General features: G+C 63.4%; 25 protein-coding genes. 14 read left to right on the top strand and 11 right to left on the bottom strand.

All coding sequences use genetic code 11. From position 1 onward, the window contains the following. Positions 1 to 57: 57 nt before the first annotated feature. The gene (locus HNP00_RS00605) at positions 58 to 450 is read right to left on the bottom strand and encodes a nuclear transport factor 2 family protein (protein WP_184734842.1); all 393 of its coding nucleotides are present in this window, start codon (positions 448 to 450) and stop codon (positions 58 to 60) included. Positions 451 to 617: 167 nt separating this feature from the next. Here HNP00_RS00605 and HNP00_RS00600 point away from each other — a divergent pair, with 167 nt between their 5' ends. Together HNP00_RS00600 and HNP00_RS00595 are read left to right on the top strand one after the other, a co-directional pair. Next, a complete protein-coding gene (locus HNP00_RS00600; RefSeq protein ID WP_260404698.1) occupies positions 618 to 1,469 on the top strand; it encodes an alpha/beta hydrolase in 852 nt (283 codons plus the stop codon). Positions 1,470 to 1,659: 190 nt separating this feature from the next. Further along, positions 1,660 to 2,343, top strand: coding sequence for a hypothetical protein (locus HNP00_RS00595; RefSeq protein ID WP_184734838.1), 684 nt, complete (start codon positions 1,660 to 1,662; stop codon positions 2,341 to 2,343). Positions 2,344 to 2,357: 14 nt separating this feature from the next. On the opposite strand, the gene HNP00_RS00590 is transcribed toward HNP00_RS00595, so the two are convergent. Then, complete coding sequence (locus tag HNP00_RS00590; protein ID WP_311770457.1) at positions 2,358 to 3,110, bottom strand: hypothetical protein; 753 nt, start codon at positions 3,108 to 3,110, stop codon at positions 2,358 to 2,360. Positions 3,111 to 3,681: 571 nt separating this feature from the next. Between HNP00_RS00590 and HNP00_RS00585 the strand changes: the two genes are divergently transcribed. After that, a complete protein-coding gene (locus HNP00_RS00585) occupies positions 3,682 to 4,158 on the top strand; it encodes an Hsp20/alpha crystallin family protein (RefSeq protein WP_184734833.1) in 477 nt (158 codons plus the stop codon). 10 nt (positions 4,159 to 4,168) lie between these two features. On the opposite strand, the gene HNP00_RS00580 is transcribed toward HNP00_RS00585, so the two are convergent. Beyond that, positions 4,169 to 5,653: an MFS transporter gene (locus HNP00_RS00580; RefSeq protein ID WP_184734831.1), complete on the bottom strand. Its 1,485-nt coding sequence runs from the start codon at positions 5,651 to 5,653 to the stop codon at positions 4,169 to 4,171. 300 nt (positions 5,654 to 5,953) lie between these two features. Here HNP00_RS00580 and HNP00_RS00575 point away from each other — a divergent pair, with 300 nt between their 5' ends. Further along, complete coding sequence (locus HNP00_RS00575) at positions 5,954 to 6,181, top strand: hypothetical protein (RefSeq protein ID WP_260404697.1); 228 nt, start codon at positions 5,954 to 5,956, stop codon at positions 6,179 to 6,181. A gap of 8 nt (positions 6,182 to 6,189) precedes the next feature. Here HNP00_RS00575 and HNP00_RS00570 read toward each other — a convergent pair whose 3' ends face one another. The 5 genes from HNP00_RS00570 to HNP00_RS00550 all read right to left on the bottom strand — a co-directional run bounded on the left by HNP00_RS00570 (position 6,190) and on the right by HNP00_RS00550 (position 13,057). Next, positions 6,190 to 6,603 carry a hypothetical protein gene (locus HNP00_RS00570; RefSeq protein ID WP_184734829.1) on the bottom strand — a complete coding sequence of 138 codons (414 nt, stop codon included), beginning with the start codon at positions 6,601 to 6,603 and terminating at the stop codon, positions 6,190 to 6,192. A 108-nt stretch (positions 6,604 to 6,711) separates the two neighbouring features. Continuing rightward, entirely contained in the window at positions 6,712 to 9,198 is a 2,487-nt protein-coding gene (locus HNP00_RS00565) for a glycoside hydrolase family 3 C-terminal domain-containing protein (RefSeq protein ID WP_184734827.1), read from the bottom strand. A gap of 44 nt (positions 9,199 to 9,242) precedes the next feature. Continuing rightward, positions 9,243 to 10,589, bottom strand: coding sequence for an MFS transporter (locus tag HNP00_RS00560; protein ID WP_184734825.1), 1,347 nt, complete (start codon positions 10,587 to 10,589; stop codon positions 9,243 to 9,245). Positions 10,590 to 10,625: 36 nt separating this feature from the next. Further along, the gene (locus HNP00_RS00555; protein ID WP_184734823.1) at positions 10,626 to 12,398 is read right to left on the bottom strand and encodes a sulfatase; all 1,773 of its coding nucleotides are present in this window, start codon (positions 12,396 to 12,398) and stop codon (positions 10,626 to 10,628) included. A 41-nt stretch (positions 12,399 to 12,439) separates the two neighbouring features. Beyond that, positions 12,440 to 13,057, bottom strand: coding sequence for a PadR family transcriptional regulator (locus HNP00_RS00550; RefSeq protein ID WP_184734821.1), 618 nt, complete (start codon positions 13,055 to 13,057; stop codon positions 12,440 to 12,442). Positions 13,058 to 13,282: 225 nt separating this feature from the next. On the opposite strand from HNP00_RS00550, the gene HNP00_RS00545 reads away from it, so the two are divergent. After that, the gene (locus tag HNP00_RS00545) at positions 13,283 to 14,242 is read left to right on the top strand and encodes a formylglycine-generating enzyme family protein (RefSeq protein WP_184734819.1); all 960 of its coding nucleotides are present in this window, start codon (positions 13,283 to 13,285) and stop codon (positions 14,240 to 14,242) included. Between the two features lie 18 nt (positions 14,243 to 14,260). On the opposite strand, the gene HNP00_RS00540 is transcribed toward HNP00_RS00545, so the two are convergent. Continuing rightward, positions 14,261 to 14,923: a TetR/AcrR family transcriptional regulator gene (locus HNP00_RS00540; RefSeq protein ID WP_184734817.1), complete on the bottom strand. Its 663-nt coding sequence runs from the start codon at positions 14,921 to 14,923 to the stop codon at positions 14,261 to 14,263. Positions 14,924 to 15,024: 101 nt separating this feature from the next. On the opposite strand from HNP00_RS00540, the gene HNP00_RS00535 reads away from it, so the two are divergent. From HNP00_RS00535 to HNP00_RS00520, 4 genes are all read left to right on the top strand, one after another. Further along, on the top strand, positions 15,025 to 16,968 hold the full coding sequence (locus HNP00_RS00535) for a primary-amine oxidase (RefSeq protein ID WP_184734815.1): 1,944 nt from the start codon (positions 15,025 to 15,027) through the stop codon (positions 16,966 to 16,968). Then, complete coding sequence (locus tag HNP00_RS00530) at positions 16,965 to 18,479, top strand: APC family permease (RefSeq protein ID WP_184734813.1); 1,515 nt, start codon at positions 16,965 to 16,967, stop codon at positions 18,477 to 18,479. Before HNP00_RS00535 ends, HNP00_RS00530 begins: the two co-directional genes overlap by 4 nt. 26 nt (positions 18,480 to 18,505) lie before the next feature. After that, positions 18,506 to 19,036 carry a hypothetical protein gene (locus tag HNP00_RS00525; RefSeq protein WP_184734811.1) on the top strand — a complete coding sequence of 177 codons (531 nt, stop codon included), beginning with the start codon at positions 18,506 to 18,508 and terminating at the stop codon, positions 19,034 to 19,036. 168 nt (positions 19,037 to 19,204) lie between these two features. After that, positions 19,205 to 20,614 (top strand): aldehyde dehydrogenase family protein, encoded by a 1,410-nt coding sequence (locus HNP00_RS00520; RefSeq protein WP_184734809.1) that lies wholly within the window; start codon positions 19,205 to 19,207, stop codon positions 20,612 to 20,614. On the opposite strand, the gene HNP00_RS00515 is transcribed toward HNP00_RS00520, so the two are convergent. Beyond that, positions 20,604 to 21,815, bottom strand: a complete 1,212-nt coding sequence (locus tag HNP00_RS00515) for a low temperature requirement protein A (protein ID WP_184734807.1) — start codon at positions 21,813 to 21,815, stop codon at positions 20,604 to 20,606. The genes HNP00_RS00520 and HNP00_RS00515 overlap by 11 nt on opposite strands. 212 nt (positions 21,816 to 22,027) lie before the next feature. Between HNP00_RS00515 and HNP00_RS00510 the strand changes: the two genes are divergently transcribed. From HNP00_RS00510 to HNP00_RS00500, 3 genes are all read left to right on the top strand, one after another. Then, positions 22,028 to 22,246 (top strand): hypothetical protein, encoded by a 219-nt coding sequence (locus tag HNP00_RS00510; RefSeq protein ID WP_184734805.1) that lies wholly within the window; start codon positions 22,028 to 22,030, stop codon positions 22,244 to 22,246. Positions 22,247 to 22,396: 150 nt separating this feature from the next. Continuing rightward, positions 22,397 to 23,452: a zinc-dependent alcohol dehydrogenase family protein gene (locus tag HNP00_RS00505; RefSeq protein WP_184734803.1), complete on the top strand. Its 1,056-nt coding sequence runs from the start codon at positions 22,397 to 22,399 to the stop codon at positions 23,450 to 23,452. Between the two features lie 114 nt (positions 23,453 to 23,566). Continuing rightward, positions 23,567 to 24,565, top strand: coding sequence for a zinc-dependent alcohol dehydrogenase family protein (locus HNP00_RS00500; protein ID WP_184734801.1), 999 nt, complete (start codon positions 23,567 to 23,569; stop codon positions 24,563 to 24,565). Between the two features lie 123 nt (positions 24,566 to 24,688). Here HNP00_RS00500 and HNP00_RS00495 read toward each other — a convergent pair whose 3' ends face one another. Then, positions 24,689 to 25,051 (bottom strand): SPW repeat protein, encoded by a 363-nt coding sequence (locus HNP00_RS00495; RefSeq protein ID WP_184734800.1) that lies wholly within the window; start codon positions 25,049 to 25,051, stop codon positions 24,689 to 24,691. 16 nt (positions 25,052 to 25,067) lie between these two features. Here HNP00_RS00495 and HNP00_RS00490 point away from each other — a divergent pair, with 16 nt between their 5' ends. Further along, positions 25,068 to 25,226: a hypothetical protein gene (locus tag HNP00_RS00490; protein ID WP_184734798.1), complete on the top strand. Its 159-nt coding sequence runs from the start codon at positions 25,068 to 25,070 to the stop codon at positions 25,224 to 25,226. 405 nt (positions 25,227 to 25,631) lie between these two features. Continuing rightward, complete coding sequence (locus HNP00_RS00485; RefSeq protein WP_184734796.1) at positions 25,632 to 26,852, top strand: sugar ABC transporter substrate-binding protein; 1,221 nt, start codon at positions 25,632 to 25,634, stop codon at positions 26,850 to 26,852. Positions 26,853 to 26,857: the final 5 nt, after the last annotated feature.

Raw genomic sequence — 26,857 nt, 5'->3', positions numbered from 1 at the left:
AGACCTCACCACCCGGGATGTCAAGGAGTTTTCATAGGCGAGATCCACATTCGATATTCAGGTCCAGAACTCGTCTGCCTGGGCCGTGTCCTCGAAGAACTCCCGGCCCTCGACGACCTTTCCATCGCGGAGCACGAAGGAGATGACGGTTGCGATGTCCAGGGTCTTCCCGTTGTTTTCGGCGCGGGTTTGCTGAATCGCTAATGTATGGTTTTCTCCGCCGACAATGTCCTGGACTGCCGCTTGGAAGGAACCTTGCGATCGCGCCCCCAGCTCGCCGAAGTAGGCGAGGATGGCGTCGCGTCCTTGCTTCGTTCCGGACAGCACGCCGCTTCCAGCTGCGTACCAGACTGCGTCCTCCGCGAACAGTTCGCTGAGTGTCGCCAGATCTCCTGCGTTAAATGCCTCGTAGCCCTGCCGGACTAATTCAGCGTTTTCTGTGGCTCCCATATCGGATACCCCTCCGTCATCCTCGTCGGTCAAATGGGACGGCTTAAGGCTATTCCTGGCCCGGGCGACTGTCGATGGAGTTCGGCAAGCCCAGGCCTCGTCCGACGCCTGCAAGCGATGGTTCAGTGGCAAACTTAATCACCATGAACCCACAAGGAGGGCAAGCCGTGATTGACTCTGCTGGGGCCGTTCTTCACGACGGCACGACGATCCCCATAACCATCCAGGGGAACGGGCGTGCGCTGATGGTCCCAGTGCGCCTCACTCCCTATCTGCCCGAGGAAGCCGACACAATGCGCCGGTGGGGCGCTGATCCAGACCTGGGACCCAACTTGGTCAAAGGACTCGCACGATCACACCGGGTCATCGTTGCCGATTACGAGGGCCATCGGATGGCGCACCCCGCACCGGACACCCTTTCCCCCTTGAATGTCACGGCTGATCTGCTTGCCATCGCCGATGCCGCTGATGCTGAGGCCTTCGCCTACTACGGCTACTCCTGGCTGGCGCTCTGCGGGTTGCAACTGGCAATCCGCACCGACCGCCTCTGGGCATTGGCCATGGGCGGATACCCGCCCCTCGATGGACCCTACGAGAGCATGCTGGCGGTCACCCGGGCAGCACACTCGATGGCCGCACAATCTGCCAATCAGGTTCCTTCACCGGCCTCTGACGTTGAGCCTGGAGACTGGGATTCGATTCCCGTTCAAACGAACGAGGCACAAACGCGCCAATTCGTCACTCTCTACGAGGCTCTCCAGGACTTCGACGATTCCTCTGCATTGGTCCCTCGCGATTTGCCGAGGCTAGCCTTCGCCGGCGCGGAGGACCGAATCGAATACGGACCAGAATGGGGCAGTGTCCACGTCAAGATCGGTGAGCCCCTGGCGTTACACAAGCAATCCCTCATTGAGGCTGGATGGGATGTCCAAGTACTTCCCGGCCACGACCACATCAGCGCGATGCACAGCTCCGTCGTCCTGCCTCTCCTGACGGACTGGCTCCAGGGGATCCGCTAGTTTTCTGAGTCCGTCCCTTCGATGAGCGGCTTCGCAGACCGTCTCCATACCACGACGACGGCACGCCGCAACCCCAAATTCTACGGGCGAGAGCGCCTGTTCACCCCGGAAACTCCACCCACCGCCAAGCGCGCCGCCTTCCTGGCTTTGGCCCCTTGAGACAGGTCCGGGCCGGTGGGACGATGAAGCGGTGAACCCCTTCTTCGATTTCCTCAGCCACTACTGGTGGCTAGTCTTTCCCCTGAGCGGCTTGGCTGGCGGATGGGCGCGGTCCTGGTCCAGGGCCAGCGAACAGCGGCATCGCCGTCGGGTGGAACTCTACCGGCTCCAGACCGAGGCGACGCAGGCCGAGCAGGCCAGCCAAACGGAAGTCCTCCGGCTGCAAGAGGCTCATGACGCGGTGAACCGGCGATGGCTGGACTACGAGCTTGACGTCGGGAAACTCATTGATTTTCCTGCTATGTCAGATGTGCGCGAACCGCTCACCGTGGCCTTCCTTCGGGCCAAACGGGAGGCAGACGGTTTGCGCCCTGCGGCACCGGGAGATATGACGACGGCGGCCCGGCTGGCGGAATACCGCGCCGCCGTGCGCAGCTTTGAATTGGCGTTTGATGTAGCCGAGCGGGAAGCCAAACGCGTCAAGGACAGCAATTTTTCCGGGCCCGAGCGTCAGCGGCTCGCCACCGCCAGGAAGCTGCTCAGAATCGCTTCGGACAGCGCGGCGACGCCGGCAGAGCGGCAGACAGCCTACAAGCGTGCCCGGCGCGAATTGGATGGCCTGATTGTCCTTCCCGAAGCGACCATCGCAGCTCTGGAAGAGAAAGTCGCCGGAATGCTCGACGCTCCGAAGGCCGCGGACTTCCATCAGAGCTGACACGCGTTGGTGGGTCAGACGCAGGAAGTGTCGTAGTCGAAACCGCCCGAGACGTATTGGGTGAGGGTGACCTTGCCACCGCCGGTCAGGGGTGCGTTGGAACATTTGCGTTTCGCCAAGGCCAGCGAACTCGCCCCCGGCAGCCAGCTGCCCAAGGTGTAGAGGCTGCTCGATGACGGAACCGTCCCGACGATCTGGTTCCACTGGGCTGCGGTGGAGTAGAGACCCGCGGAGGTCCCAATGCTCGCGAAGTAGGCCACCATGCCCTCCAGGTCCGCCCTGTTCGCCGTCTGGTCCGTAGACCAGCTATTGCCCGTCTCGACATCTAGCCACCAAGTGTAAGAGCCGGGGTTGCTCACTCCACGGCTGTTCGCGTCGTCATACGCCTTGGCGTACCCGTACATGTAGGAGCAGGCGGCATCAACGCTTCCGCTCGTGCATTGTCCGTACGGATTGCTCACTGCGGTCCCGCCATAGGTGTTACTCGTGGGCCACCACGACCCGGCCGCGCCGGGATTGGCGGTATTCGCATAAAGGGCAACCAGCGGCTGAGCCGTCCCGCCCTTCGATGTACGTGCCCAGGTCAGCTCTGCAGCCAGGCACGGGTTCGTGGTGTTGGCCAAGCCATTGTTCACGCCCACGATGGCGAACGTCTGGCCTTTTGGCAGGGTCTTGCCGCATTGGGGCCAGGACACGTCGTTGCCGCTTCCTGGGGTGGCTGCCTCCGCCGGTACCGCAACCAGCAACAGGACGGCAGCTATCACCACCGAGCAAACCAGCCGAATGCGTAAAGTTAGGGATGCAGAGCCGGGAGAGAACATCGTCGGCCTTCCTGAAAGAGCAAAGCGAACAGGCACCAGCATGCTCGCGTTGGGTCCATCCGGTCAAGGCATCTCGAGTTCCATCAGACAGGCCGGACCTCCGGCACCAAAGCGCTGAGAAGGTCCTTGGAGCCCTTCTCAGTGTTTGACGCGATGAATGATCACGTACTTGTGATGCTTCCTGTGCCGAGTCTTCGAACGAACTGGAGTCAGTCCTAGTGGGGGCAACCCAAGAGCTCTCCGCCTGGCCGCCAACCGAATATTTGCGTAAATCAGGAAGAGGATGAAGCCTAGTGATGGGATAATTAGCACGAGTATCCACGGTAAATTGCCCACGGCGCGCCTCCTATGCTCAGTTTCCGACTGAGCACACCGGACGTCAAGATTGGGCAGTTGATCCATGGGCGCCGACTCCGAAAGAGCCCGGGGCTATCCACGCGAGCACGCTAGGCGTAGCTTTTTTCTCATCCCAGCAAGCCCGTATTGGCTGGCAATGGGCACCTATCAGGAGGTCATCATGGACAACTTTCTCCGACGCAGCGGACTCGAAGTCCCGGAGCCCGTCCGACGCTTCCTCCAAGGCGAAGCTGACCCTTCGCTTCGCATCGAGCAATACCAAGAGGGGGACACACTTGTTGTCAGAATCGATCTGCCGGGAATCGACCCCGAGACGGACGTCGACATCAGCGTCGACGACGACACCCTGCACATTCAGGCGCGGCGCGAGGAGAACGCCGAACATGTAGTCAAGAAGGGTTACCGCAGCGAGCTCCGCTACGGTGAACGCTCCCGTAGCATCACTCTCCCCCGTGGGGTGAGCGGGGACGGCATTCTTGCCACTTATGAGGACGGCGTCCTCGAAATCCGCGTTCAGCTCCCCGAACAGTCAGAGTCCCGCACCACGAAAATCCGTGTGGTCCGTACGGGTGGCCACGAAGCAGGTGGCCACGAAGAAAATCAGTCTCCAGAGGAGCCGGAGAACTACGTCACCTGAGGAGGCAAAGCTAAGGGCCGCCTTCTTGCACGTTTGGTGGCCGCACTTTTTGGAGCTGCGACCCTGTGGCCTTGCCCTGAGGAGCTGTAGCATCAAGGACCGTGGAGGGCATTGCGAGGACAGCGACGATGGTGAGCGCGGCGCTTACCAACACGGCGAGGAATACTGCCGCAGAGGCCGATACGATCGCCTGCGAATTCTTCCCGCCGCCGGGACTGCCTGCGTAGATTGCATTTGCCACGGCCCCGTAGACGGCGACACCGAGAGAACTGCCGATGGACCTGGCGAAGAGATTGGTGCCAGTCACCACTCCGCGCTCGTTCCAATCGACACTTGACTGGGCAGCGATCAGGCTCGGAGTCGCGAGGAGCCCAAGTCCGAGCCCGGCGACAAAACAGCTGGCGGCAACCAGCACAACGTTCGGCGTGTAGGCCGTGACGGCGAGGACCAACGAGCCGATGAGCGTGACCGTGATACCGATCAAGGCTGTTGCCCTGAATCCGATTCGAAGGTAGAAACGTCCCGACTGTGATGCGCTGATCGGCCAACCGATTGTCAGGGCCGCCAAGGAAAGGCCCGCAAGAACCGGCGAGACTGAAAGCGCTCCTTGGAGGAAAGTGGGAACGTACGAGGTAAGGCCAAGCACTATGGCTCCGGCGCCGAAAGAGATCAATGCCGTGGTGATGAGAAGGCGCCTCGAGACGACCCATCGCGGCAGGACAGGTTCGGCTGCTCGCCTTTCGACCAGGACGAAAGCAATGAACAAAATTGAACCAACTGCGAACACTGCGATGCTGATCGGGGAGCCCCACGCCCACGCCTGGCCGCCCTCCAAAGCTCCGAGGATTACGAGGGTCAAACTGACCGTGAGAAGAGCTGCCCCCAGATAGTCGACCCGGTGCTTGATCCGGTTGATGTTCTCGTGGAACCTTTGAACCAACATCCACGCAGCCACGAGGCACAGAGGGATGTTGACGAGGAAGATTCCACGCCAAAGCCCAAGCGAAGAGAACACCCCGCCGAGGGTCGGGCCCACCACAGACGAGGCAGCCCACACGCTGGCGAGGTAGCCTTGCACCTTCGCGCGCTCTGCTAACGAATAGATATCTCCGGCGATGGTGATGGCAACGGGCAGGACCGCGCCGGCACCCAAGCCCTGCACGACGCGGAACGCGATGAGCGTAGGCATGCTCCACGCCAAACCACAGAGGATCGAGCCGAGCAGGAAGAGCCCAATGCCAGTCAGAATGATCGGCTTCCGACCTGCCATGTCGGAGAGTTTCGCGTAAACCGGAACCGACACCGCCTGCGCAAGGAGGTATGCCGAGAAGAGCCAAGGGAACGAAGCGAACCCGCCGATTTCGCGCACAATCGAAGGCACCGCGGTCGCCACGATGGTGGCGTCGATTGCGACGAGGCCGCTCGACAGCATCAGGGCTATGAGTACCGGGCCCCGTTTGGAACGGAAGCCGACGCCTTCGCTTGGAGTTGTCATCTCATCGTCCGTTTAGAGCGCTAACTATTTTGCTTGGAAATTCAACACTTCAGGCCACGGGGCTAACCGTCCACGACTCTCCTTGTCTGATCACGCTAGGCGCATCCGCAGTTGGACGCAATTACTGGCTTGCGGATTCGCCCATAACCCGCAAGCCGCCGCGGACTTGCCCTCACGGGCACAAATGCGCGGCTTCGGAAAGGCCTGTCATTCCCCTCTACCCCGGCGTATCCTAATTACGCTTCCGGCACCGGCCTCGGCCGGCATCTTTCTCTGTACCCACTCAGTTAGGCGTCATCCATGGAGATGAACATCAGGGACCACTGGGACAGGCTCACCCCCGAAACGCAGCGGTGGCTCACCGACAACCCCGGATGCGTGGTCCTGCCGCGCACCATTGCGGAAATAATCCACCAGGAAACCGGCATCACTCCGGACTCCGACCAGCACAGCCAGGTCAGCCTCTCCTCCGAGGATCTCAGCTTCATCCGCGCCAAGGCTGAAGTCGCCCCGGCCGGCCCTGCGTAACTCGCCCGTCAGGCGTCGCCTTCTTCGGGTGGCGCTGGTTCATCGGGTGGCGCTGGTCGATCGGCTGATTTGCGTACTGGACCCACCGTTCCGTCCGCGCCGTAATCCCCCTCGGCGTACTGGCCGATTTCCGACGCCGCAGTGCGCCCCGGAACGGTTCCCGCGTCGCCAAGGTCTGCCTTTGCATAGCGCCCAGACTCTCTGGCTTTCCTACCGAGAGGCTCGGGCAGACCCCCTTGGCTTCCGGCGGTGCCGTAGTCGCCTTCGCTATATTGGCCTTCTTCGTCTTCCGAGTGCCGCCCGGGCTGCGTTCCCGTCTTCCCGTAGTTGCCCTCGACGTACCGGCCCCGGAGCTCCGACTCCTCGGAAACTCCGCGTTCCTCGTCTTCAGTGGGGTCTTCGACGCCGCTGCTGTCGGTCATGATCTTGCCTTTCCCGCAACCAACTTTGCGTCCCTTGGCGCCTCTTAAGTCTATCGACGGCGTTTGCGGCAGAACAGGGCGGACAGGGTGGGGCGGCAAGAACGGTTGCTAGGCGTTGAGCCTCAAGTCCACGGCAAGCGGAAGCTCGCTGACTGAGGTGCCGATGTGGAGGCGGTAGTCCCCGGGTTCGTATTGCCAGCCGTTGTCCCAGTAGGCGAGCATCCGGGTGGGCACGTTCAGGGTGGCGGTGACGGTTTCGCCGGATTCGGCCCACACTGGTGCGGAGGCGACGAGCCAGCGAACGGGACGATCGACAGCAGAGCCGGGCCGTTCGGCGTAGACCTGGACAACTTGCTTGCCGGGCCGGGTGCCGGTGTTGGACAGGGTCATGTGGAGGGCTACGACGGCACCGGGCGCCGCAGTAACGGGAGCGCCAACGGAGTCAAGGGTCCAGTTGGTGTAACCGAGTCCGTGCCCGAACTCGTAGGCCGGCTTCACTCCTGCCTTCAGCCAAGCCCGGTAGCCGATGTGGACACCTTCCTCGTACACCAACTTTCCCTCGACGTCGGGTGTGGTGTTGAGGACAGGCACGTCTTCCTGCGTGGCGGGCCAGGTGGTGGGGAGCCGCCCGCCGGGTTCGGCGGCGCCGGTGAGGATGTCGGCGAGGGCAGTGCCGAATTCCTGGCCACCGAAGTACCCGATGAGGATCGCGCCCACTTCGTCCCGCCAAGGCAGCAGCACCGGGGCCCCGGAGTTCACCACCACCACGGTGCGCGGGTTGGCCGCGGCGACGGCACGGACCAGCCGGTCCTGGAGGCCCGGAAGCCCCAGGGTGGTTCGGTCGTAGCCTTCGGATTCCACCCTCGAGTTCGTGCCGACCACGACGACGGCGACCTCGGCCGCCCGGGCCGCCGCAACGGCGTCCTTGATCAGGGCCTCGGGGTCTGTATCGTCCGCTTCGAGCCCGATGGTCACGGCCAGGGCGTTGGACAGGGACCCGGTGCGGCCGGCGAGGTCCAGTTCCACCGTCACTTCCAAAGGCACACCAGCAGAAGCACGGATCGGGACGGAGGCCGAGGGCGGGGCGAGGAACGCCGCGCCCAGGTCCGTGCCCGTGGCCTCGATGGTTGCCTCGCGGGCCAGGACCCCGTCCACGAAAATCCGGCCATGCCCCACCGTGGAGAACCCCAGGTGGATCATGCCGGTCTCCTCGGGGGTGTACAGGGTGTGGAACTGGACCATGGAGGACTCCGCGATCGGAGCGTCCCCGCCGAACCAGACCAACGCGGTAGAGCGGCGGTCCTCGGCGAGGAGTTCGGTTCCGGTGGATGCAAAGAAGCGCACCCGCAGCCCCGGCCCGCCAGTCACCGGATTCCTCAATTGCTCCAGGGGTAGTTCGGCAATGCCTTCCTGGACTACCGCACCCACGCTGTAGCTGACCTTATCCGGGCCGAACGCAGCACGGACCCCGTTCAACGGCGTGACGATCTTCTCCGGAACCACGGTCGCGGAACCGCCACCCTGAGTCCGGGCATGGCGGGCATTGTGTCCGATCACCGCAACCCTGGCAACCGACGCCGGAGCCAGCGGCAGCACGCCGTCGTTCTTCACCATCACTGTCCCGGCCACGGACGCCTCCCGGGCGAACACGACCGGGTCCTCCTGGTCCACCGGTTCAGCGGCCACGGGCTCAAAACCTTCCAAGGCACCCACCCGTCCGGCGAGCTGCAGGATCCGCAGCACCTTCCGGTCGATCGCGGCCTCGGGAACCGTCCCGCATTTCACCGCCAGCACGAGCTCCGAACCCCACGGCCCCTCCGGGCCGGGCATGGCCAGATCTTGGGAGTGCTTGGCGCTTTCCACGCTGCGCACGGCGGTCCAGTCGCTGATCACCACGCCGTCGAAGTCCCATTCGCTGTTCAGCGGGGACTCCAGCAACTCGTTCTCCGTGGCCGTGGCGCCGTTGATCGAGTTATAGGCGCTCATCACCAGCCACGCCTTCGATTCGACAATGGCCTTCTCAAACGCCAGCAAATACAGCTCACGCAGGGCGCGGTCCCCCACCCTGACATCCACGGTGAACCGGTCCGTCTCCGAATCATTGGCAACATAATGCTTGGGGGTGGCACCCACCCCGTTGCGCTGCACGCCGGCCACATACGCCGCCGCGAGTTCCGCGGTCAGGACCGGATCCTCGCTGAACGACTCGAAATGCCGGCCGCCCAACGGGGAACGGTGCAGGTTGATGGTCGGGCCGAGCACGACGTCGACGCCCTTGCGGCGCGCTTCCACCGCCGACGCCGCCCCCAGACGGTCCGCGATCGCCGGATCCCAGGACGAACTGATGGCGGTCGCTGACGGGAAGTTCATGGAGGGCCGCCGCTCATCCCACACCTCGCCACGCACCCCCGACGGCCCGTCCGAGAACAGCATCCGCCGCAGCCCGATCTTCTCTACCGGCCACGTCGTCCAAAAATCCCGGCCCGTCAGCAACCTGACCTTCTCCTCAAGGCTCAACTGGTCCAGGAGTGATTCGAGGCGCTGGTCGGCAATCTGATCTACTGAACGGCGTTCCGGGGAGAGCATTTCCATCATGGGTTCCTATCTAGAAGGTAATTTTGCTGTTGGCCGGCGGCGCGTCAGCCTTCGCGCAGGGCTTCCTGGCGCCGTTTCTCGAGGGTGTCCCGGACCCGGGCGACATCCTGCGGATAGCAAAAGTAAAGGCCGGTCAGGACAGCGGCGTTGACGAGCATGAGGATGACCAGGGTCCAGAGGAACACCGCCTGGATCCCGAGGGTCGAGGCCAGGGCCCCGGCACCGAGGGAGAAGACGGCCCAGCCCATGGTCTCGAACACGGTGAGGAAGATCGCGAAGGCTTGGTTACGTAGTTCGGGCAAAATGACGGCGGCGACGATGGGCCGGTTTGCGGGCGGGTTCGCGCCTTGGGCGAAGCCCAGGATGGCCCAGAAGATGCCGTAGATGAAGATGCCCTCATAGTGGAACTGGGTAGCGAAGAAGGCAACCACAGCGAAGAGCACCTGCGCGCCCTGGAGGTAGGCGATCCGGCCTTTGTCAGGCAGGAGACGGTCCAAGAGTGCCACGAACCAGCCGCCGCCCGCGGTGCCGGCAAAGTACCCGATGCCGAACGGGACAAGGACGACTGCGGCGACGGCATTCGTGAACCCGCGTTCGGCAACCAGGAATTGGATACCGAAGATGGCGATCAGCAGGTGCCCGGACAACAGCCGCGAGAGCATCATCAGGGAGAAAGAGGGGATCTTGAAGAGTGAAATCACTGACCGCACGGTGACCTTGGGAATCACGCGGTCGCGGCTGGAGAGGTCCGCTAGCTGCTTTTCGGACGCTCCCACACCGGGGTCGCGGAGCAGTACGGCGACGGCGAGGCCAGCGACAACGCAGATGCCGCCGATGGTCCACATGCCGTAACGCCAGCCGTCCGACAGGCCCGTGAACAGGGCGATAACCGGGGCGATGAAAGAGCTGATCAGGCTCATGAAGCCGTAGAAGTAGCCGGCCGCTTTCCCCCGTTGGGAGTCGTCGAATGAGTCGGCGATGATGGCATTGGCGATGGGGCTGCCTCCGATAATGGACGCCGACATCAGGGTATTGAAGATCAGCAGCTGGGCGAAGTCATGGGAGAAACCGGCAGCGATGCCGAACCCTCCCCCGGTCAGGGTTGTCGCAATGAGCGCATTGCGACGGCCGATCCGGCCAGCGAGCCATGCCCAGGCCGGCCCGGCCGGGACGGCGATGAGCTTTCCAAGGGCAGCGAGAAGGCCGAGGTGGCTGCTTTGCAGCTTCATTGCCGCGGCGATCGTGGGGAACAGGGTGGCGCTGAGTCCTGCTTCGGTGTTGTCGACGACGGTGACGCCCGTGAGGGTGGCCAGGTTCCGCCAGCGGTGCGGAACGTGATGGGCCTGAGTCGAGCCTTCGGATGCAGTTGATTTAGCGGTTTGGGTTGCCATGAGGTGTCCTGTCTACATTGGCAGGCGGAAGGGGGGTCATGCTGTGGGGACTGTGGCGAGTTCCTCGGCCAGTTGGACCAGCAGGGTGACCGGGATAGGGCTGACCTTTGCCAGTTGGTGGAGCGTGAGCTGAGCGGGGATGTTGATCAGTTCGGTGGAAACAAGCTGCGGGAGGTGCCGTTCAAGGCTGTCTCGATAGCGCGGATCCTGCATGAGCTCAAGGATCGGGGTATTCAAGGCTGCACCGTCGTCGGGGAACTCCCCTAGCGGCGGGAGGGGCTCCAGGGCGGCCGTGGAACGCGCCGCTTGCCGACGGACTTGAAGATGTTCCTTCCCGGGGACGCTGTGGAACGGAATGCCGAGCCGTTCGAATTGGCTGCGGGGGGCGTCGCTTGCGTGCATGAGTTCGGCGAGCAGCTGCAACATTCGCAGTTCGGTGTCGTCGTCGGTGAGGGGGGTGTTCTGTTCCGGATCGGTCTTGAGATCGAACAGCAAGGTTCCGTGCGCCCAAGAGTTCATGAACGAGGTGGCCGGCATTTTCATGGTGCGCAGGCCCTTCGTGAAAGAGAAAGGGTCCGCGGGCTGCCAATCGGAGAGATCCGGGACAGCAAACCGGGAGCGCATGTGGGTAGGCATGAGGGTGTAGTCCTCGAGCGGAGCGTTCGAAGCGTCAGCTGCCGCTCTCATGTAGACGTAGCGGCCATCGGTGGCATTGACGTGACCGCCGTGGATTCCGAAGAGCGCGGCTTCACGCACTTGGGTGTCGTCTTCGAGGACGACGGCGAGATCCCGGCCCTGCATGTCCGCCGTCGGCTCGAGCCCGAAGTAGCGGAGCATCGTGGGGGCGATGTCGATCGTCTGGGCGAGGGCGCCGCGGCGGGTGTCGCGACCAGCGGTTCGCGGGTCCCACAGGAACATCGGCAGGTGAACCAGCTCGTTGAACCACGGTTGGACCGATTTCGCCCACCATCCGTGCTCACCGAGCAGGAAGCCGTGGTCGGTGTTGACCAGCAGCAGGGTGTCCTTCCACATGTCGTACTGGTCCATCGCATCCAGGACCCTGCCCAGGGATTTGTCGCACATGGAGACGAGGGCTGCGTATTCGTAGCGGGCGTGGTCCACTTGGGACTGAGGTTCGGTGACTTTCTGGTAGCCGGGCCAGTCGAACCCTGGGCCGTCGTAGTTGTGCGGATACATTGCTTTGAACGCCGGGTGGGTGAAGAAGGGCTCGTGCGGGTCGAAGAGCTCGATCTGGAGCATCCACTGGTCGGCGGCCTGGTTGGTGTCGATGAAGTGCAGACCGGCGTCGACCGTGCGGGTCTGGGAGTGCTCCGCCTCGGTGGGCATGTAGCTGCGGTTGATGACGTCCTGGCGCTTCATGCCCGAGCGCCAGTCGCTGGCACCGCCGTCGTCCGCTGACTGGGCGACAACGCCCTTCCAGGGGTCACCCTCCTGGCCGCGGAAGAACTCCCACGTCGTGTAACGGGGGTGGTACGTGGCACCGCCGTCCTCCCAGTAGTGGGGGTGATCGGATGCTAGGTGTGTGTGCACACCGGCTTTGCCGAGCATCTCGGGCATGGAGTCGTCGAACGGCTCCAACGGGCCCCAGCTACGGTGCAGGAAGTTGTAGCGGCCAGTGTGCATCTCGCGGCGCGCGGGCATGCACGGCATCGATCCGGCGTAGAAATTCTCGAAGGTGACCGACTTCGCGGCGAGACGGACGAAGTTCGGCGCTTCGACGATGGTGTCGGCATACGGGGAAAGCATGTGCCTGTTCAGGCTGTCGAACATGAGGATGATGGCCCTCATCATGGTCCTTTCAGGAGCTGGGACGACGTCGTCCCGCTCGGTCAGCGGGCGACGTCGGCGGGGGTGGCATCGCCGGGAAGTGCGGTGAGGGAACGCGACGATAATTTCCCATCGAGGAGGTCTTTGCGGAGCTCGATCATGGCAGCGACGTGCGCGTCGATCGCCGCGGCGCCGAGGCGGTGGAGCCTCTCGCCGAGCGAATCGGCGAATTCGGAATCGAACGGGATGGTCGGCGCCCAGTCCTCACGGCGGTCCCGGTAGCGGTACCTGGCGATTTCCTCCTGCCGGGTATGGATCTCAATATCCAGGAGGCGCAACAACTGTTCTGCGCTCATGAACCCGGCAAAGCTCAGGCGCGCGCCGAACTCTGGGTCTTGGAATCGAGATGGCGGCTGGTAGGGGCCGGTCAGCCAGTCGAGGAAGACGGTGGCCCCCTCCCCGGTCACGCGGTAGGTCTTGGCATCCTGGGCCCCGGGACGGGGCTCCACCGTGTGCGTCACCCAGCCCTGCTTCTCCATCCCGGCGAGCGATCGGTAGACCTGGCTCATCTGCGTGTTCGAGCGGAGAAACCGGCCGTGCACGTCGAGGTATTTTTTCAGGTCATAACCCGTGCCAGGGTGTTCCAGCAGCACCCCTAAAAGGATGTTTTCAAGCTTCATTGGTTCTCTCCGATGACGATCCAACTATCGTGACGTGGCTCACGTCCTAAAAGAAGAATGACACAAGTGGAATGCTTCGTCAATGACACAAGTGGAATGCGTGGTCAATGGAACAAGTGGAGTGCTTTTGCTAGGCTAAATACACGCGCGCGGCGGGCTTCGGCCGGCCCGGCCTCCGGGCCCATCCCTCAGGCGATCAGCCGTAGTTCCTCGTAAAGGAAACGCATGGAATCAACGGATTCACCCCTTGGTGCGGGCTGCTGCTCCCCGTCGCGGGCCTCGGCTCCGCTAGCCGCCGTCAACCGCGGCACTCCCCAGGAAGCCTCGCCCGCCCAACACGCGGACGTGCTGATTCCGGGCGGTGCGTTTGCCATGGGAGACGCCTTTGGCGAGGGATACCCCGCCGACGGCGAGGGCCCAGTGCACGACGTGCACCTCGACGCCTTCCGTATTGATGCGACCGCGGTCACCAACCGGATGTTCGCCACCTTCGCCCAGGACACCGGCTACCGGACAGAAGCGGAGGAGTACGGGACCTCGGCGGTGTTCCATCTGCTCGTCAAGGCACCCGAGAGCGAGATCCTCGGCGCCGCTGCCGGGGCGCCGTGGTGGTTGAACGTCCGAGGCGCCGATTGGGCACACCCCGCAGGACCCGATTCGCACTGGAGCACGACGCCGGAGCACCCGGTAGTGCATGTCTCCCACCACGACGCTTTGGCCTACTGCGCTTGGGCCGGGCGCCGCCTGCCCACTGAAGCCGAATGGGAGTACTCCGCCCGGGGCGGGCTCGCCGGAAAACGCTACGCCTGGGGCGATGACCTCACGCCGGAGGGCGAACACCGCTGCAACATCTGGCAAGGCACCTTCCCCACCCTGAACACGGAAGAGGACGGCCATTTGGGCGCCGCCGCCGTGAAATCATTCCCGCCCAACGGCTACGGACTCTACGAAGTGGCCGGGAACGTGTGGGAATGGTGCGCGGACTGGTTCCTGCCCAAGTACTACCGCAACTCCCGCGCCCACAACCCCCAAGGCCCCACGATCGGCGCTGGCCGGGTCATGCGCGGCGGGTCCTACCTCTGCCACGATTCCTACTGCAACCGCTATCGCGTCGCCGCCAGGACTTCCAATACCCCCGATTCCTCAAGCGGTAACTGCGGGTTCCGCACGGTGGCGTCCGCGTAACGTCCGTTCTGCGCCCACTTAACAGCCGCTGAGGAACCGTCCGCCCTCATGGGAGCTCGCCGATCCGGCAGTCGGGACGAGTGCGCTCCTTTCGGCTGAAATGAGCGAAAGATAGGCCTCCAGTTGGGACCGCAACTGATCCGGCGAGTGGTGCTCGGGGGTGAGGGTTGCTGTGATCTGCGCACCGAGCGCGAACGTCATGATCCCGCCGACGATGTCGTCGTCGTTCAGCCCCTCCTTCAGCTCGCCCAGGTCCCTGGCTTCACGGAGCCTGGCGAAGAGCGACTCACGCCATTGCTCCATCGAGGAATCATGCAACGCCGCCTTCGCGGGGTCCGTGAGTGCGCGCTGCCAGAACGCGATGGCTATTCGCGCCTCGTTGAGCCTCTCGGCATCGAGCGGCAGGATTTCGTGGCAGTAGCTGCGCAGCGCCGACAGTCCGTGCTGGTGCGCAGTTGAGTTGCCCATGCGGGCGTTCGTCTGGTTGAAAACGTGCGCGAAGGCAAAAGTCAGCAGGTCATCTTTCGTCGGAAAATAAGGCTTGAGTGCACCATTGGCAAAGCCCGCTTCCATCGCAATTTCACGCATGGTTGCACCCTCGATCCCCCTCTTCGCGATGATCCGCCAGGTGGCTTCGACGAGCTCCACCCGGCGCTTGTCGTGGTCTACGATCTTCGGCACGCGTTCCCCAAATCTTTTTTCTACAACCGTTGTGACTCAGATTACACGATGCTATTCTCTACACACATAGAAAATAAATCCGACGACCCCGAAGGCCTTCCATGAGCACAACTTCCTCTCCAGAAATCGCCGAAATGGCTGCGTACGCGTTGACTACCGCCGATGACATCACGGCAGTCAAGGGCATTCTCGCCGCCGCCGGACTCTTCGACGAAACCACCCGGGTGGCCTACCTTGGACTGCTCGATCCCCCGCGCGACTCGGGGCGCAATTCGGGAATCGTGGACCGCAGGTTCAGGGCGTTCTTGCATGACGTTTCATCCGGAGCGGCACAGGACGTCGTTGTCTCTGTGACGCAGCAGGAAGTCGTCTCGAAGGTGGCACTCGACACCTCGGTGGCGGGCGAGCTTCCGGTCATCGAAGAAGAATTCGAGGTAGTGGAGGAGGTCCTCTCCCAGGACGAACGCTGGCTGAAGGCCTTGGCTGACCGGAATCTCGACGTCAGCAAAGTGAGGGTCGCTCCCCTGTCGGCCGGCGTTTTCGAATACCCGGAAGAGAAGGGCCGCCGGATCCTGCGTGGCTTGGCTTTCGTTCAGGAATTTCCGGAAGACAGCGCTTGGGCCCACCCTGTGGACGGACTGGTTGCCTACGTCGACGTCGTCAGCAAGACCGTGGACAAGGTTCTGGATTTCGGAGCGGTCCCGGTCCCGGAGGAGCGCGGCAACTTCACGGACCCGGAGCTGACCGGCCCGATGCGCACTACTCAAAAGCCGATCCACATCACCCAGCCGGAAGGCCCGAGCTTCACGGTTCAGGGCGGAAACCACGTCGAGTGGGAAAAGTGGAGCCTCGACATCGGTTTCGATGTCCGCGAAGGCGTGGTCCTGCACAATGTCGCGTTCGACGACGGCGATCGCCGCCGCAGTATCCTCAAGCGGGCTTCGATCGCCGAAATGGTAGTGCCTTACGGCGACCCCTCCCCCGTGCGCTCCTGGCAGAACTACTTCGACACCGGTGAATACCTGGTGGGCCAGTACGCAAACTCCCTGGAACTTGGCTGTGACTGCCTCGGCGAAATCACCTACCTCAGCCCGGTAGTCAGCGATGCGTTCGGCCAGCCGCGCGAAATCCGCAACGGCATCTGCATGCACGAAGAGGACTGGAGCATCCTCGCCAAGCACAGTGATCTGTGGAGCGGAGTGAACTACACGCGTCGGAACCGACGGCTGGTCATCAGCTTCTTTACCACCATTGGCAACTACGACTACGGCTTCTACTGGTACCTCTACCTCGACGGCACCATCGAGTTCGAGGCCAAGGCCACCGGCGTCGTCTTCACCAGCGCCCACCCCGGGAAAGGCTACCCCTATGCCTCCGAACTCGCCCCCGGTCTCGGCGCCCCCTTCCACCAGCACCTCTTCAGCGCCCGCCTGGACTTTGCCGTCGACGGACTCACCAACCGCGTCGAGGAAGAGGACGCTGTCCGGGTGCCAATGGGCGCAGGCAACGAACGCGGCAACGCCTTCACCCGCCGTCGTACTGTCCTTAAGCGCGAATCGGAAGGTGTGCGGGAGTCCGACATGGCGGCGGGACGGGCCTGGGTGATCTCGAATCCCGAATCCCTCAACCGCCTCGGCGAACCCGTGGCGTACAAACTCCATGGCCAAGGGCATCCCATGCTCCTGGCCGACCCCCAATCATCAATCGCCCAGCGTGCCGCATTCGCCACCAAGGACCTGTGGGTGACCCGCCACGACGAGGCCGAGCACTACCCCAGCGGCGATTTCGTCAACCAACACTCCGGAGGAGCCGGGCTGCCGGCCTACGTTGCCCGTGACAGGGACATCGACGGACAGGACATCGTGGTGTGGCACACCTTCGGACTGACCCATTTCCCCCGACCGGAGGACTGGCCCATCATGCCGGTAGACACGGTGGGCTTCAAACTCCGCCCCGAAGGCTTCTTCGACCGAAGCCCCGTGCTCGATGTCCCGGCGTCGAAGCCCGCTGAAGGCGGCCACTGCCATATGGAGGCACAAAAATGAGCGTGACAACAGGAAAAGAGCCCACCGAAGTGGCCCACCCGCATCATCAACGACGCCGCCTTGGCGTCCCTGCGGTGACCTTCATGATCATCGCAGCCTCGGCACCGCTTACCGTCCTCGCCGGCGGCGTGACGACGACGTTCGCCGTCACCGGGGTCACCGGCGTACCGCTGTCCTTCTTGCTGCTTGGCGGAACTCTCGCTGTTTTCGCGGTCGGTTACGCGGCGATGAGCAGGTACGTCGTCAACGCCGGCGCCTTCTATTCCTACGTCGCGCAGGGCATCTCCCGGCCCGTTGGCGTCGGGGTTTCCATGGTGGCGCTGATGGCCTACAACCTGATGCAAGTCGGCATCTACGGCCTCTTCGGATTCACCGTTTCAAGCCTGATCAACGAACGCTTCGGCGCCACAGTCCCCTGGTGGATCCCGGTGCTGGTCTGCATCGCCGTCGTCGCGTTTCTTGGTGTGAACCGGGTGGATCTGTCGGCGAAAGTCCTTGGGGTGCTCGTCGGCCTGGAGTTCCTTGTGGTGATCGTTTACGACGTCGTCTCCTTTGCTGTGGCACCGGAAGGCGTCAGCGGAGCGCCCCTTAGCCCGGAAAGCCTCTTCGTGCCAGGCGTCGGAGCGGTCCTCTCCTTCGGCATCGCCGCGTTCATGGGATTTGAGTCGGCTGCGATCTACGGCGAGGAAAGCAAGGACCCCAAGCACACGGTCGCCCGGGCAACGTACACCGCGGTAGCCATCATCGCCCTGTTCTACGCTGTTTCTTCCTGGGCCATGGCGATCGGAACAGGACCGTCCGCGGTGGTCGATGCGTCCGCAAAACAAGGACCGGACCTGATGTTCGGCTTCCTGGGCGACCACACGGGCGTCCTTCTCGCAGACCTGGCCCGACTGCTCTTCGTCACCAGCCTCTTCGCAGCCCTCGTCAGCTTCCACAACGCGGCCGCCCGCTACTTCTTCTCCCTTGGCCGCGAACAGGTCCTTCCCCGAAAGCTTGGGGCCGTGCGTCGGCACAGCGGCGCCCCGTACGCCGGGTCGATCGCCCAGACGGTCATCGCCGTCGTAGTCACGGTAGCCTTCGCCATCGCGGGAACCGGATCGACGCTCGGCGATCTCTACCCAGTCCTGACCATGTTCACGTGGCTGACCAATGACGGCGCCATGGGACTTGTCCTCCTGATGACCGTTGTTTCGCTGGCAGTCATTGGATTCTTCCGCAAAAACAGGCATGACGCTGGAATCTGGACCCGTGTGATCGCACCTGCCCTGGGGTTCGTGCTCCTCGCCGTGATCTTCGTTCTGATCGTGGTCAACTTCAACGTATTGCTAGGCCAGAACGACACCAATGCTTTGACGTTCATCCTGCCGGCCACCATCATCGTGCCCGGATTGGTGGGGATCGCCTGGGCGTTCCGCCTCCGCCGTAGCCGGCCGGCCGTCTATCGGCGGATCGGGCACGGCGAAGAAGGCCCAGCCGCCGTCCACCTCGGTGACGAAGAAGACTTGTAGCACCGGGACTGACGATCGGCAAACCAATGCACACCATCCTTTCGATAGTCATGCTGGCCTGCTGTGCCCTCGGAATCTGGAGCCCGCTGCGCGAAGGTCTGGTCAGAAACCTCAGCCAATGGGGCCCGATGGCACTCATGCTCGTGGCGATGGCGGACACAACCGTTGGGCCAGGCATCTTTCCGGGCGTTGTTTGGGGCCTGATTTTGCTCCTCACCTCTCCACTTCCGCTGGTGCTCCTCCCCAAGGATCGCCGTGGTGGCATGGAAGTACACCGCTCAATGTCAATCCTGACCATGTTCGCAATCCTCGTCACAACCCTCTCCCCAGGCTCGTCGGGTGCAATCCACCAAGCCCACGCGCACTCGGGACTTGGAGGAGTGAACCCCGTCCTGGCGGTAGCCCTCGCGATTGCAGTGATCGCCTACTCAATCATGGTGGCGGCCCGGTCGGTCCGGCCGAGCGGCCGGACAGGACACCGTCGTCACGCGTTTGAACCTGTCGAGGCCCTTTCTTCGGCAGGTGCGTTGGGAGCGATGATCCTGATGGCCCTGTGATGGCCTCGCCGCCCTCCTGAAACAGCATTCCCTCATCGAAGCCGTTCACCCAACGTCAACGGCCCTTCCCAGATACACAAGACGCCTTCCCGTCGGGCAGGCAGAGTCAACACCAGCCTCACGGCCACGCCGGCCGGTGAGCAGTACCAACTCAGAGTGGAGTAACCCTTGGAAACCTACGACGCACTTCTGGCTTCAATCACCCCGTCCTCCGGCGAATCCCGCACGATTTTCAACCCCGCAACCGGCACCGCCGTCGGGCAAGCCCCGGTGCACACCGTCGAAGACCTTGAACGCGCTGTCGCCGCCGCGCAAGCTGCCCAGCCCGCGTGGGCTGCGCTGGGCCACGACGCCCGCTCAGCTGCGCTGCTCAAGGCCGCCGACGCCGTCGAACGCTCCGCCGAAGAACTCGCCCACCTGCTCTCCCGGGAGCAGGGCAAACCGCTCAACGGCCCCAACGCCCGCTTCGAAGTCGGCGCCTGCGCCGCCTGGTTGCGTGCCGCTGCCGGAACGCCGCTGGAACCGGAAACCGTCGTGGACGACGGCGAGACCCGCGCCGAATTGCACTACCGGCCCATCGGCGTCGTCGGCGCGATCGGCCCCTGGAACTGGCCCATGATGATCACCATCTGGCAGATCGCCCCCGCCCTGCGCATGGGCAACGCCGTGGTGGTCAAGCCCTCCGAATACACCCCGCTCAGTGTGCTGGCCCTGGCCAAGGTCCTCAACGAGGAACTCCCCGACGGCCTCCTCACCGTGGTCTCCGGAGGCCGCGACGTCGGCGCCCGCCTCGCCGAACACCCCGCGATCGGCAAGGTCATGTTCACCGGCTCCACCGCCACCGGCAAAGCGATCATCAAATCCTCCGCGGACACCGTCAAACGCCTCACCCTGGAGCTCGGCGGCAACGACGCCGGAATCGTCCTACCCGACGCCGATCCCGCAGCGATCGCCGAAGGCCTCTTCTGGGGTGCCTTCATCAACACCGGCCAGACCTGCGCCGCGCTCAAGCGCCTCTACGTCCACGAGGACATCTACGAGGCCGTCTGCTCCGAGCTTGCCGCTGTCGCAGCAGCGATGCCGATGGGCAACGGCCTGGACGAGAACAACGTCCTGGGTCCGCTGCAGAACCGCGCGCAGTACGACATCGTCGCCGAGCTCGTGGACGCAGCCCGCGACTCCGGCGCCCGCATCCTGCTCGGCGGCAACCCGAACCCCGAGCAGCCCGGCAACTTCTACCCCACCACCCTCGTGGCCGACATCGACAACGGCAATCCGCTGGTCGCCGAGGAACAGTTCGGCCCTGCCTTGCCGATCATCCGCTACAGCACGGTTGATGAGGCGGTCGCTCAGGCGAACGCGCTCGACGTCGGACTCGGCGCCTCGGTGTGGTCATCGAACCTGGACGAGGCAAGGAAGGTAGCCGCGCGCATTCAGGCCGGAACGGTCTGGATCAACAAGCACGGCGCCGTGGATCCCCGCATCCCCTTCGGCGGAGCAAAGCAGTCCGGCTACGGCCTCGAATTCGGCGTCGAAGGCCTCAAAGCCCTCGGCGTGCCACAGATCATCAACGGCTAAGCGGTGACGGAGGCGCGGCTGCAGGGGCGGGTCTCCTGCGCCGCCGCCTGTGGATCTCCACGTAGGCCGTGACAAGGAGCAAGACAATCACGGCAAGGCCCAAAATAACGGCGCCGGGAACCAGAGTGCTCACCGGTATGAGCAGGACTGCGATCACCACCGTGGGCACGGCCCATGGCAGCACTACCCGCGGTGGCTGACCATAGCGAAGGGTCACGATCGCATTGCACGCATAGAAAAGAGCCAGACCGCCGCCGAGCGAGATCCCTGAACCGATCGGCAGGTGCTCGTATGGTGCTGGAATGGCAGTCGCGATCGCCCCGGCGATTGCTGTCACTCCCAGCACGAGGAGAAACGGCAGGAACAACGTGGTCTGGAGTATCCCCGCGAAGTCCGAGCGGGCCTGCAGGCGCTCTAGCCCCGCAGTGATGGTCCCGGTGCCGTACTGGAAGAACGCCCATCCAAGGAAGGAAACAATGAGGAGTCCGAGCGCGCCGACCAGCCCGGCGCCCGGACCCCAATCATCGGATACCTCAGTGACGATCGTGAAGATGGATTCGCCGAGGACAATGATGACGAACAATCCAAGCCGCTCGGAAGCGTGTTCGATATTGATACCGCCGATGCCACGATCAGGCCAAAGGCGCGCACTGATCGCCACCATGCCAACCTCGACGACGATAGCCGTCGCCCACAGGGCAACCGCAACAGCGAGCGGCAAGAAGGCCGCGGCAAACCAGAGGGCAGCCGTTCCGCCGTTGTAGATCCAAATGCGCCACGGGGTCCCGGCTGACTTCTCGCGGTGTTGATACAACCATAAGACCAGCAGGACCACGCGTATGGCGGCATTCGCCAGCGAAAAGGCCCAAGCCCGTTCGCCAAAAGCGCCCGGCGCAGCCGCGGCCATGACGCTCGCCGCTGCCATGGCCGCGAGCATGGCGATACCCAGGGCCCGGGACGACAGTCCGGGCAAGAGGTTGACCACGGACACGATGTTCACCCATGCCCACCAAGCCGGGAAGAAGAGCAGGACGAAGGTACCGAACTCTGCCCACCCAGGATTGCCGTGAATACCACGGGCAAGCTGCCCGACGAAAGCCACGAAGACGAGGTCGAAGAACAGTTCCATCCAATGCACACGGCGGGGATCCCGGGCCACCTCGTGGGTCAACGCGCCATCAGCCGACGACTTATGCATCATTGACCAATGCTATTGGTTGGGGAGCCCAGTCTGTCCTGGGGGTCCTTTCGAACGGCGTGACGGGGTGCGGCACTCAAAGATCGGGCAGCACGAAGGAACTGCAGCAGTGCAACCCACGGGGGCAAGATAGTAGCGTATGAAATGCAACAATAACCTTGAAGGCTAGGGCATTTTTGGGCATTGAACCGGCGGGACGAGTAAAGGCCTTGGAGATGGAATCGCTACCGCCGGAGGTTAATCCGCGGTTCAGCAACACCAGGAAACAGAATAGGGAGCTTGCCATCCAACAGCTCCAGGACGGCGGGTTCACAACCGTTCAGCTGGATGAATTCCTGGAGACGCTGCGCCGCATGGAGGCCGACGATTCGATACTTGCACCCCTGACAAATGCCCTGCTTGCCATGAACGTCACTGTCCAGTGGCTGATGTAGGGACGATTCCGCGCCAGGATTCTGACCACCTACGTTGCCGTTTCACACGAACGCTGCTCCGGTGACCTCGGACTCAACCTCCCCCGCCGAGACCAAAAGCCTCGGCGATAGACTCGATCCAAGCCCATCAACCACCATTTGAGGAGCACCATGCGCGCCACCATCATCCACGGCCCCGGCGACATCCGTGTTGAAGACCGTAACTACCCTACGGTCCAGCTGCCCACCGACGTCATCGTGAAGGTCATCGCTTCCTGCGTCTGCGGATCGGACCTTTGGCCTTACCGTGGTGTCAAGCCCACCCGCAAGCCATCCGCGATCGGGCATGAATTCATCGGCACCGTGGAGAGCGTTGGCGACGATGTCGGCACCCTGACGGTCGGCGATTTCGTGATCGCCCCGTTCGTCGTCAGCTGCGGCGCGTGCCCGCAATGCTTGGAAGGCGTCACGGTGGCCTGCGACCATTTGGCTGGCTGGGGAGGCAAGGACGATAGCGGGTACGCGATCGACGGCGGCCAGGGCCAGGCGGTCCGGGTACCGCTCGCAGACTCCACCCTCGTCAAGGTTCCCGGCGTCACGGTGCCGGACGACGCGCTACGCGCCAGCCTGCTGACGCTGTCCGATGTCATGGCTACCGGCCACCACGCCGCCCTGGCAGCTAAGGTCCGGCCCGGTAGGACCGTCGTCGTTGTCGGCGACGGCGCGGTGGGTCTCTGTGGCGTGCTCGCGGCGAAGCGGCTCGGAGCCGAGCGAATCATCGCTATGTCCCGGCACGCCGACCGCCAGGCCATTGCCCGCGAGTTCGGAGCCACGGACATCGTGGCTGAACGTGGCGAAGAGGGCGTCGCCAAGGTCCGCGAGTTGTTGGGAGGCGTACTGGCGGACTCTGTGCTGGAGTGCGTCGGGACCAAGGAATCCATGGAACAGGCACTGCACAGCGTCCGCCCGGGCGGCGCGCTCGGCTTTGTGGGTGTCCCGACAGGCGGGGCCGAGGCTCCACTACGCTACCTGTTCGACACCAACATCTCGATTGCGGGCGGAATGGCCCCGGCCCGGACGTACATCCCGGAACTGCTCGCGGACGTACTCGACGGCACGATCAATCCGGGCCGGGTCTTCGACGCCGTGATGCCGCTCGAGGAAGCCCCTGAGGCGTACCGCGCCATGGACGAACGGCGCGCCATCAAGGTCCTTCTGACTCCCTGACCGGTATGGGGTGAACCGCAGGCTCCTGGGGAATGACGGAGCTGTGGCGTATGCCACGGAACAGCGGGAGAATCCATAGAGAAGGCGCCAGATCAAGCTTCGAGGCAAGGAACGATGCGTGCGTGGTGGGTGCATGAACCCGGTCCGATAACGTCAGCGCCACTTGTTTGGGGCGAGAGGCCCGATCCGCAACCGGGGTACAAAGAGCTGCTGGTCCGTATCCGGACCTGTGGTGTCTGCCGGACGGATCTGCATCTGGCCGAGGGCGACCTTGCGCCGCGGGTGCCGGATGTAGTGCCCGGTCATGAAGTGGTGGGGGTGGTCAGCGGCATGGGCGATGGTTGTGTGAGATTCCAACGTGGCGACAGGGTCGGGGTGGCCTGGCTTGGAGGAACCTGTGGGACGTGCCGGTATTGCCGGCGCGCCGAAGAGAATCTTTGCCTCTCCCCTGTCTTCACCGGATGGGACAGGGACGGCGGCTACGCCGAACAGCTGACAGTCTCCGAGGATTTCGCCTATGCCATTCCGGATCAATTTTCAGACGAGCACGCAGCACCCCTACTGTGCTCGGGCATCATCGGCTACCGCGCACTCAAACGCGCCGCCGTTCCGCGCGGTGGCCGGCTGGGCCTCTACGGATTCGGGGGTTCAGCCCATCTCACGGCGCAAATGGCACGCTATCAAGGGGCCGAGGTCTACGTGATGACCCGTTCGGAGCAGGCCCGGTCACTGGCACGTGATCTGGGCGCCGTCTTTGTCGGCGACGCCTTCGACTCCCCGCCAGACATGCTCGACTCAGCAATACTTTTTGCCCCTGTCGGGGACCTCGTCCCTGTGGCGCTCAGGGCATTGGACCGGGGCGGGACGCTCGCCATTGCAGGCATCCACCTGAGCGGCATACCACCCTTGAACTATTCCACCGAGCTCTTCCATGAGCGGCAACTCCGCAGTGTTACCGCCAACACCCGGGCAGACGGCGAGGAGTTCTGGTCCCTGGCAGCAGAAATTCCCCTGGCCCCGACCACCACGGCATATCCGTTGGCTGAAGCCGATCAGGCGCTACGGGACCTGGCCGCCGGCCGAGTAACCGGGGCTGCGGTCCTGCAAGCGTGACCTGAGGGTCTACCCGGGATTCTGCGTGCGGATACAAGAGCAAGCGACCGGCGGTTCCGATTAAGCCCCGCCGGTCGCTGTTCACTGTTTGGGGTCAACTCTGTTTTTCAGGGTCAACTCTGTTCAGTGCGAAGGGCTGACCATGTGATGCCGGTGTTCCTCGGTGCTGGGCTTGATCGCGGTCGCTGTGACCACGAGCGCCACCAGCCCGGTAATCCAAGATGTCCAGGCGACGCCGGTTTGCATGGCGTAGGAACCCATCCACGGAGAGAGGAAGAGCAAGGCGCCCAAGCCTGCCTGGACCCACTCCATGACCGGCGTTCCGGGCATGGCCAGATTGATGACGCCGCTGATGATCAGCAAAGCGCCGAACACGACCATCAAGGCAGCCGACCCACCGGCCGCCGTGGTCCAGATGACCGATAGGGCAGCATAGAGTCCGGCAACAACCGTGACCCAATCCTGCCATCGCGTCCATTTCTTCATTGAAACCACCCCTGTGATGTGGACTGCACCCCGGGACGCCTTGGAGGGCACCCCAGGGCTTCTCTTGTTGACGGTGACTTCTTACGAAGTACCGCCATCGGGCGCCGCGGTGACAGTCCTGGCGCCCAACGGGCCGCACGGTTCCGCTGCCATCGCCGCTCCGGTATTGATGTAACAAAATCCGTACGCAGCTGCTTCCCGACCGGTGCCCGCGCGGATTGGCCCCTAGGCCCTCGACGACGGCGACGCTCGGCTCCTGTGCCCCGGGAACCCCGGCATCGCCGTCGTCGAATCCTGCCGCGCACGAAGCCTTGCTAAGAGCCGACTTCCGGTCTAGAACGTAGTCATAGAGCAACATTGACGAACATGCCCGCCATCGCCGGCATGTTCGTCCAGAGAGGACCCCGTGATATCGAGTCGCTGGTCATAAAAGTCGCCAGTCAGCTCTGTGCTGACTTTTCGACGTCCGTTGGTGAAAACCGCCGTGGCCTCCGGCGTGGACCTACGTCCGGCGACAACGCCCAGGTTCCGGCCCGACCCCGCCAGGTCGCTTGAAGTCGCAACCAATGGAAGGAAAGAAATGTTAAACATGAAGGTCCCGGCACGAGGCGCCGGAACCGCCTTCATTGCAACCCTCGCTATCACGGCGCTCGCTGCCTGCTCAAGCCCGAGTGCACCGACTTCGCCAAGCACCACGAGTTCCGGAGGAGCCGTACCCCAGATCTCGGCGGATGCGTTCACGGCCGATTTCTCAGCGATGAAACAGCTCACGTCGCTCGCTTCGCAAGGCAAGGGCATGGTCGGCGTACTTCTACCGGACACCACGACTTCCGCGCGGTACGTCACCTTCGATGCCCCGTACCTGAAGAAGGCATTCGAAACCGCGGGACTCGACGCCAGCAAGTTCAAGATTGACAACGCGCAGGGCAGCGCAAGCACGATGCAAACACAGGCCGAGGCTGACATCACGGCCGGGGCGTCCGTGCTGCTGGTCGATGCCCTCGACTCGGGTTCAGGCGCTGCCATCGAGGCGGCCGCGACCTCGCGGGGCGTCAAGGTGATCGACTATGACCGGCTCGTCAAAGGCGGGGCGAAGGATCGAACCTACGTCAGTTTCGACAACGTCAAGGTCGGTCAACTGATCGGCCAGGGCGAAATCAGTTGCCTCGCAGACTGGAAAGTCACCAAGCCGAACGTCCTGATCATGGATGGCGACCCGACCGACAATAACGCGAAGCTATTCGCCCAAGGCTACAACGGCGTACTGAAGCCGCACTTTGACAACGGCGAGTACGTGAACGCAGGCGAGCCCGCCGGTACCTGGACTCCTTCAGTGGCACAGACGACGTTCGCCCAGCAGTACACTGCCCACCCGAACATCAACGCGGTGGTCACGCCCAACGATGACAACGCCAACGCGGTGATCGCCTACCTGCAGAGCAAGCAAATCCCTGCCAAAACCTTCCCCACCACAGGGCAGGATGCGTCATTGTCCGGTTTGCAGAACATCCTGAAGGGCTACCAGTGCGGAACGGTGTACAAGCCGATCTACTTTGAGGCCCAGGCTGCCGCGGCGGCGGCACTCTATCTGCGGGCAGGCACGAGCATTCCCTCAACCCTGGTGAATGGCAAGACCACTGACGACACCGCGAAGACCGACGTCGCATCGGTCCTGCTGACCCCGCTGTGGGTGACAACGAAGAACATGGCCGACACCGTCGTCAAGGACGGCGCTGCAACGGTCTCTTCGCTGTGCATCTCGCAGGTGAAGGACGCTTGCACCGCGGCAGGAATCCAGTAGTTGGA

This window comes from Arthrobacter sp. AZCC_0090 (assembly GCF_014207375.1).
Lineage (GTDB): Bacteria > Actinomycetota > Actinomycetes > Actinomycetales > Micrococcaceae > Arthrobacter.
The sequence above is the reverse complement of the archived record's forward strand: the minus strand, read 5'-3'. Positions and strand labels throughout refer to the sequence as shown.

Excerpts from the sequence above, each read along its gene's own strand:
- HNP00_RS00505 (WP_184734803.1), top strand. The coding sequence starts at position 22,397 with ATGCGCGCCACCATCATCCACGGCCCCGGCGACATCCGTGTTGAAGAC.
- HNP00_RS00580 (WP_184734831.1), bottom strand. The coding sequence starts at position 5,653 with ATGACAACTCCAAGCGAAGGCGTCGGCTTCCGTTCCAAACGGGGCCCG.
- HNP00_RS00485 (WP_184734796.1), top strand. The coding sequence starts at position 25,632 with ATGTTAAACATGAAGGTCCCGGCACGAGGCGCCGGAACCGCCTTCATT.
- HNP00_RS00560 (WP_184734825.1), bottom strand. The coding sequence starts at position 10,589 with ATGGCAACCCAAACCGCTAAATCAACTGCATCCGAAGGCTCGACTCAG.
- HNP00_RS00550 (WP_184734821.1), bottom strand. The coding sequence starts at position 13,057 with ATGAAGCTTGAAAACATCCTTTTAGGGGTGCTGCTGGAACACCCTGGC.
- HNP00_RS00555 (WP_184734823.1), bottom strand. The coding sequence starts at position 12,398 with ATGAGGGCCATCATCCTCATGTTCGACAGCCTGAACAGGCACATGCTT.
- HNP00_RS00605 (WP_184734842.1), bottom strand. The coding sequence starts at position 450 with ATGGGAGCCACAGAAAACGCTGAATTAGTCCGGCAGGGCTACGAGGCA.
- HNP00_RS00500 (WP_184734801.1), top strand. The coding sequence starts at position 23,567 with ATGCGTGCGTGGTGGGTGCATGAACCCGGTCCGATAACGTCAGCGCCA.
- HNP00_RS00525 (WP_184734811.1), top strand. The coding sequence starts at position 18,506 with ATGCACACCATCCTTTCGATAGTCATGCTGGCCTGCTGTGCCCTCGGA.
- HNP00_RS00545 (WP_184734819.1), top strand. The coding sequence starts at position 13,283 with ATGGAATCAACGGATTCACCCCTTGGTGCGGGCTGCTGCTCCCCGTCG.
- HNP00_RS00515 (WP_184734807.1), bottom strand. The coding sequence starts at position 21,815 with ATGATGCATAAGTCGTCGGCTGATGGCGCGTTGACCCACGAGGTGGCC.
- HNP00_RS00490 (WP_184734798.1), top strand. The coding sequence starts at position 25,068 with ATGTGGACTGCACCCCGGGACGCCTTGGAGGGCACCCCAGGGCTTCTC.
- HNP00_RS00570 (WP_184734829.1), bottom strand. The coding sequence starts at position 6,603 with ATGACCGACAGCAGCGGCGTCGAAGACCCCACTGAAGACGAGGAACGC.
- HNP00_RS00510 (WP_184734805.1), top strand. The coding sequence starts at position 22,028 with ATGGAATCGCTACCGCCGGAGGTTAATCCGCGGTTCAGCAACACCAGG.
- HNP00_RS00575 (WP_260404697.1), top strand. The coding sequence starts at position 5,954 with ATGGAGATGAACATCAGGGACCACTGGGACAGGCTCACCCCCGAAACG.
- HNP00_RS00530 (WP_184734813.1), top strand. The coding sequence starts at position 16,965 with ATGAGCGTGACAACAGGAAAAGAGCCCACCGAAGTGGCCCACCCGCAT.
- HNP00_RS00495 (WP_184734800.1), bottom strand. The coding sequence starts at position 25,051 with ATGAAGAAATGGACGCGATGGCAGGATTGGGTCACGGTTGTTGCCGGA.
- HNP00_RS00585 (WP_184734833.1), top strand. The coding sequence starts at position 3,682 with ATGGACAACTTTCTCCGACGCAGCGGACTCGAAGTCCCGGAGCCCGTC.
- HNP00_RS00535 (WP_184734815.1), top strand. The coding sequence starts at position 15,025 with ATGAGCACAACTTCCTCTCCAGAAATCGCCGAAATGGCTGCGTACGCG.
- HNP00_RS00565 (WP_184734827.1), bottom strand. The coding sequence starts at position 9,198 with ATGATGGAAATGCTCTCCCCGGAACGCCGTTCAGTAGATCAGATTGCC.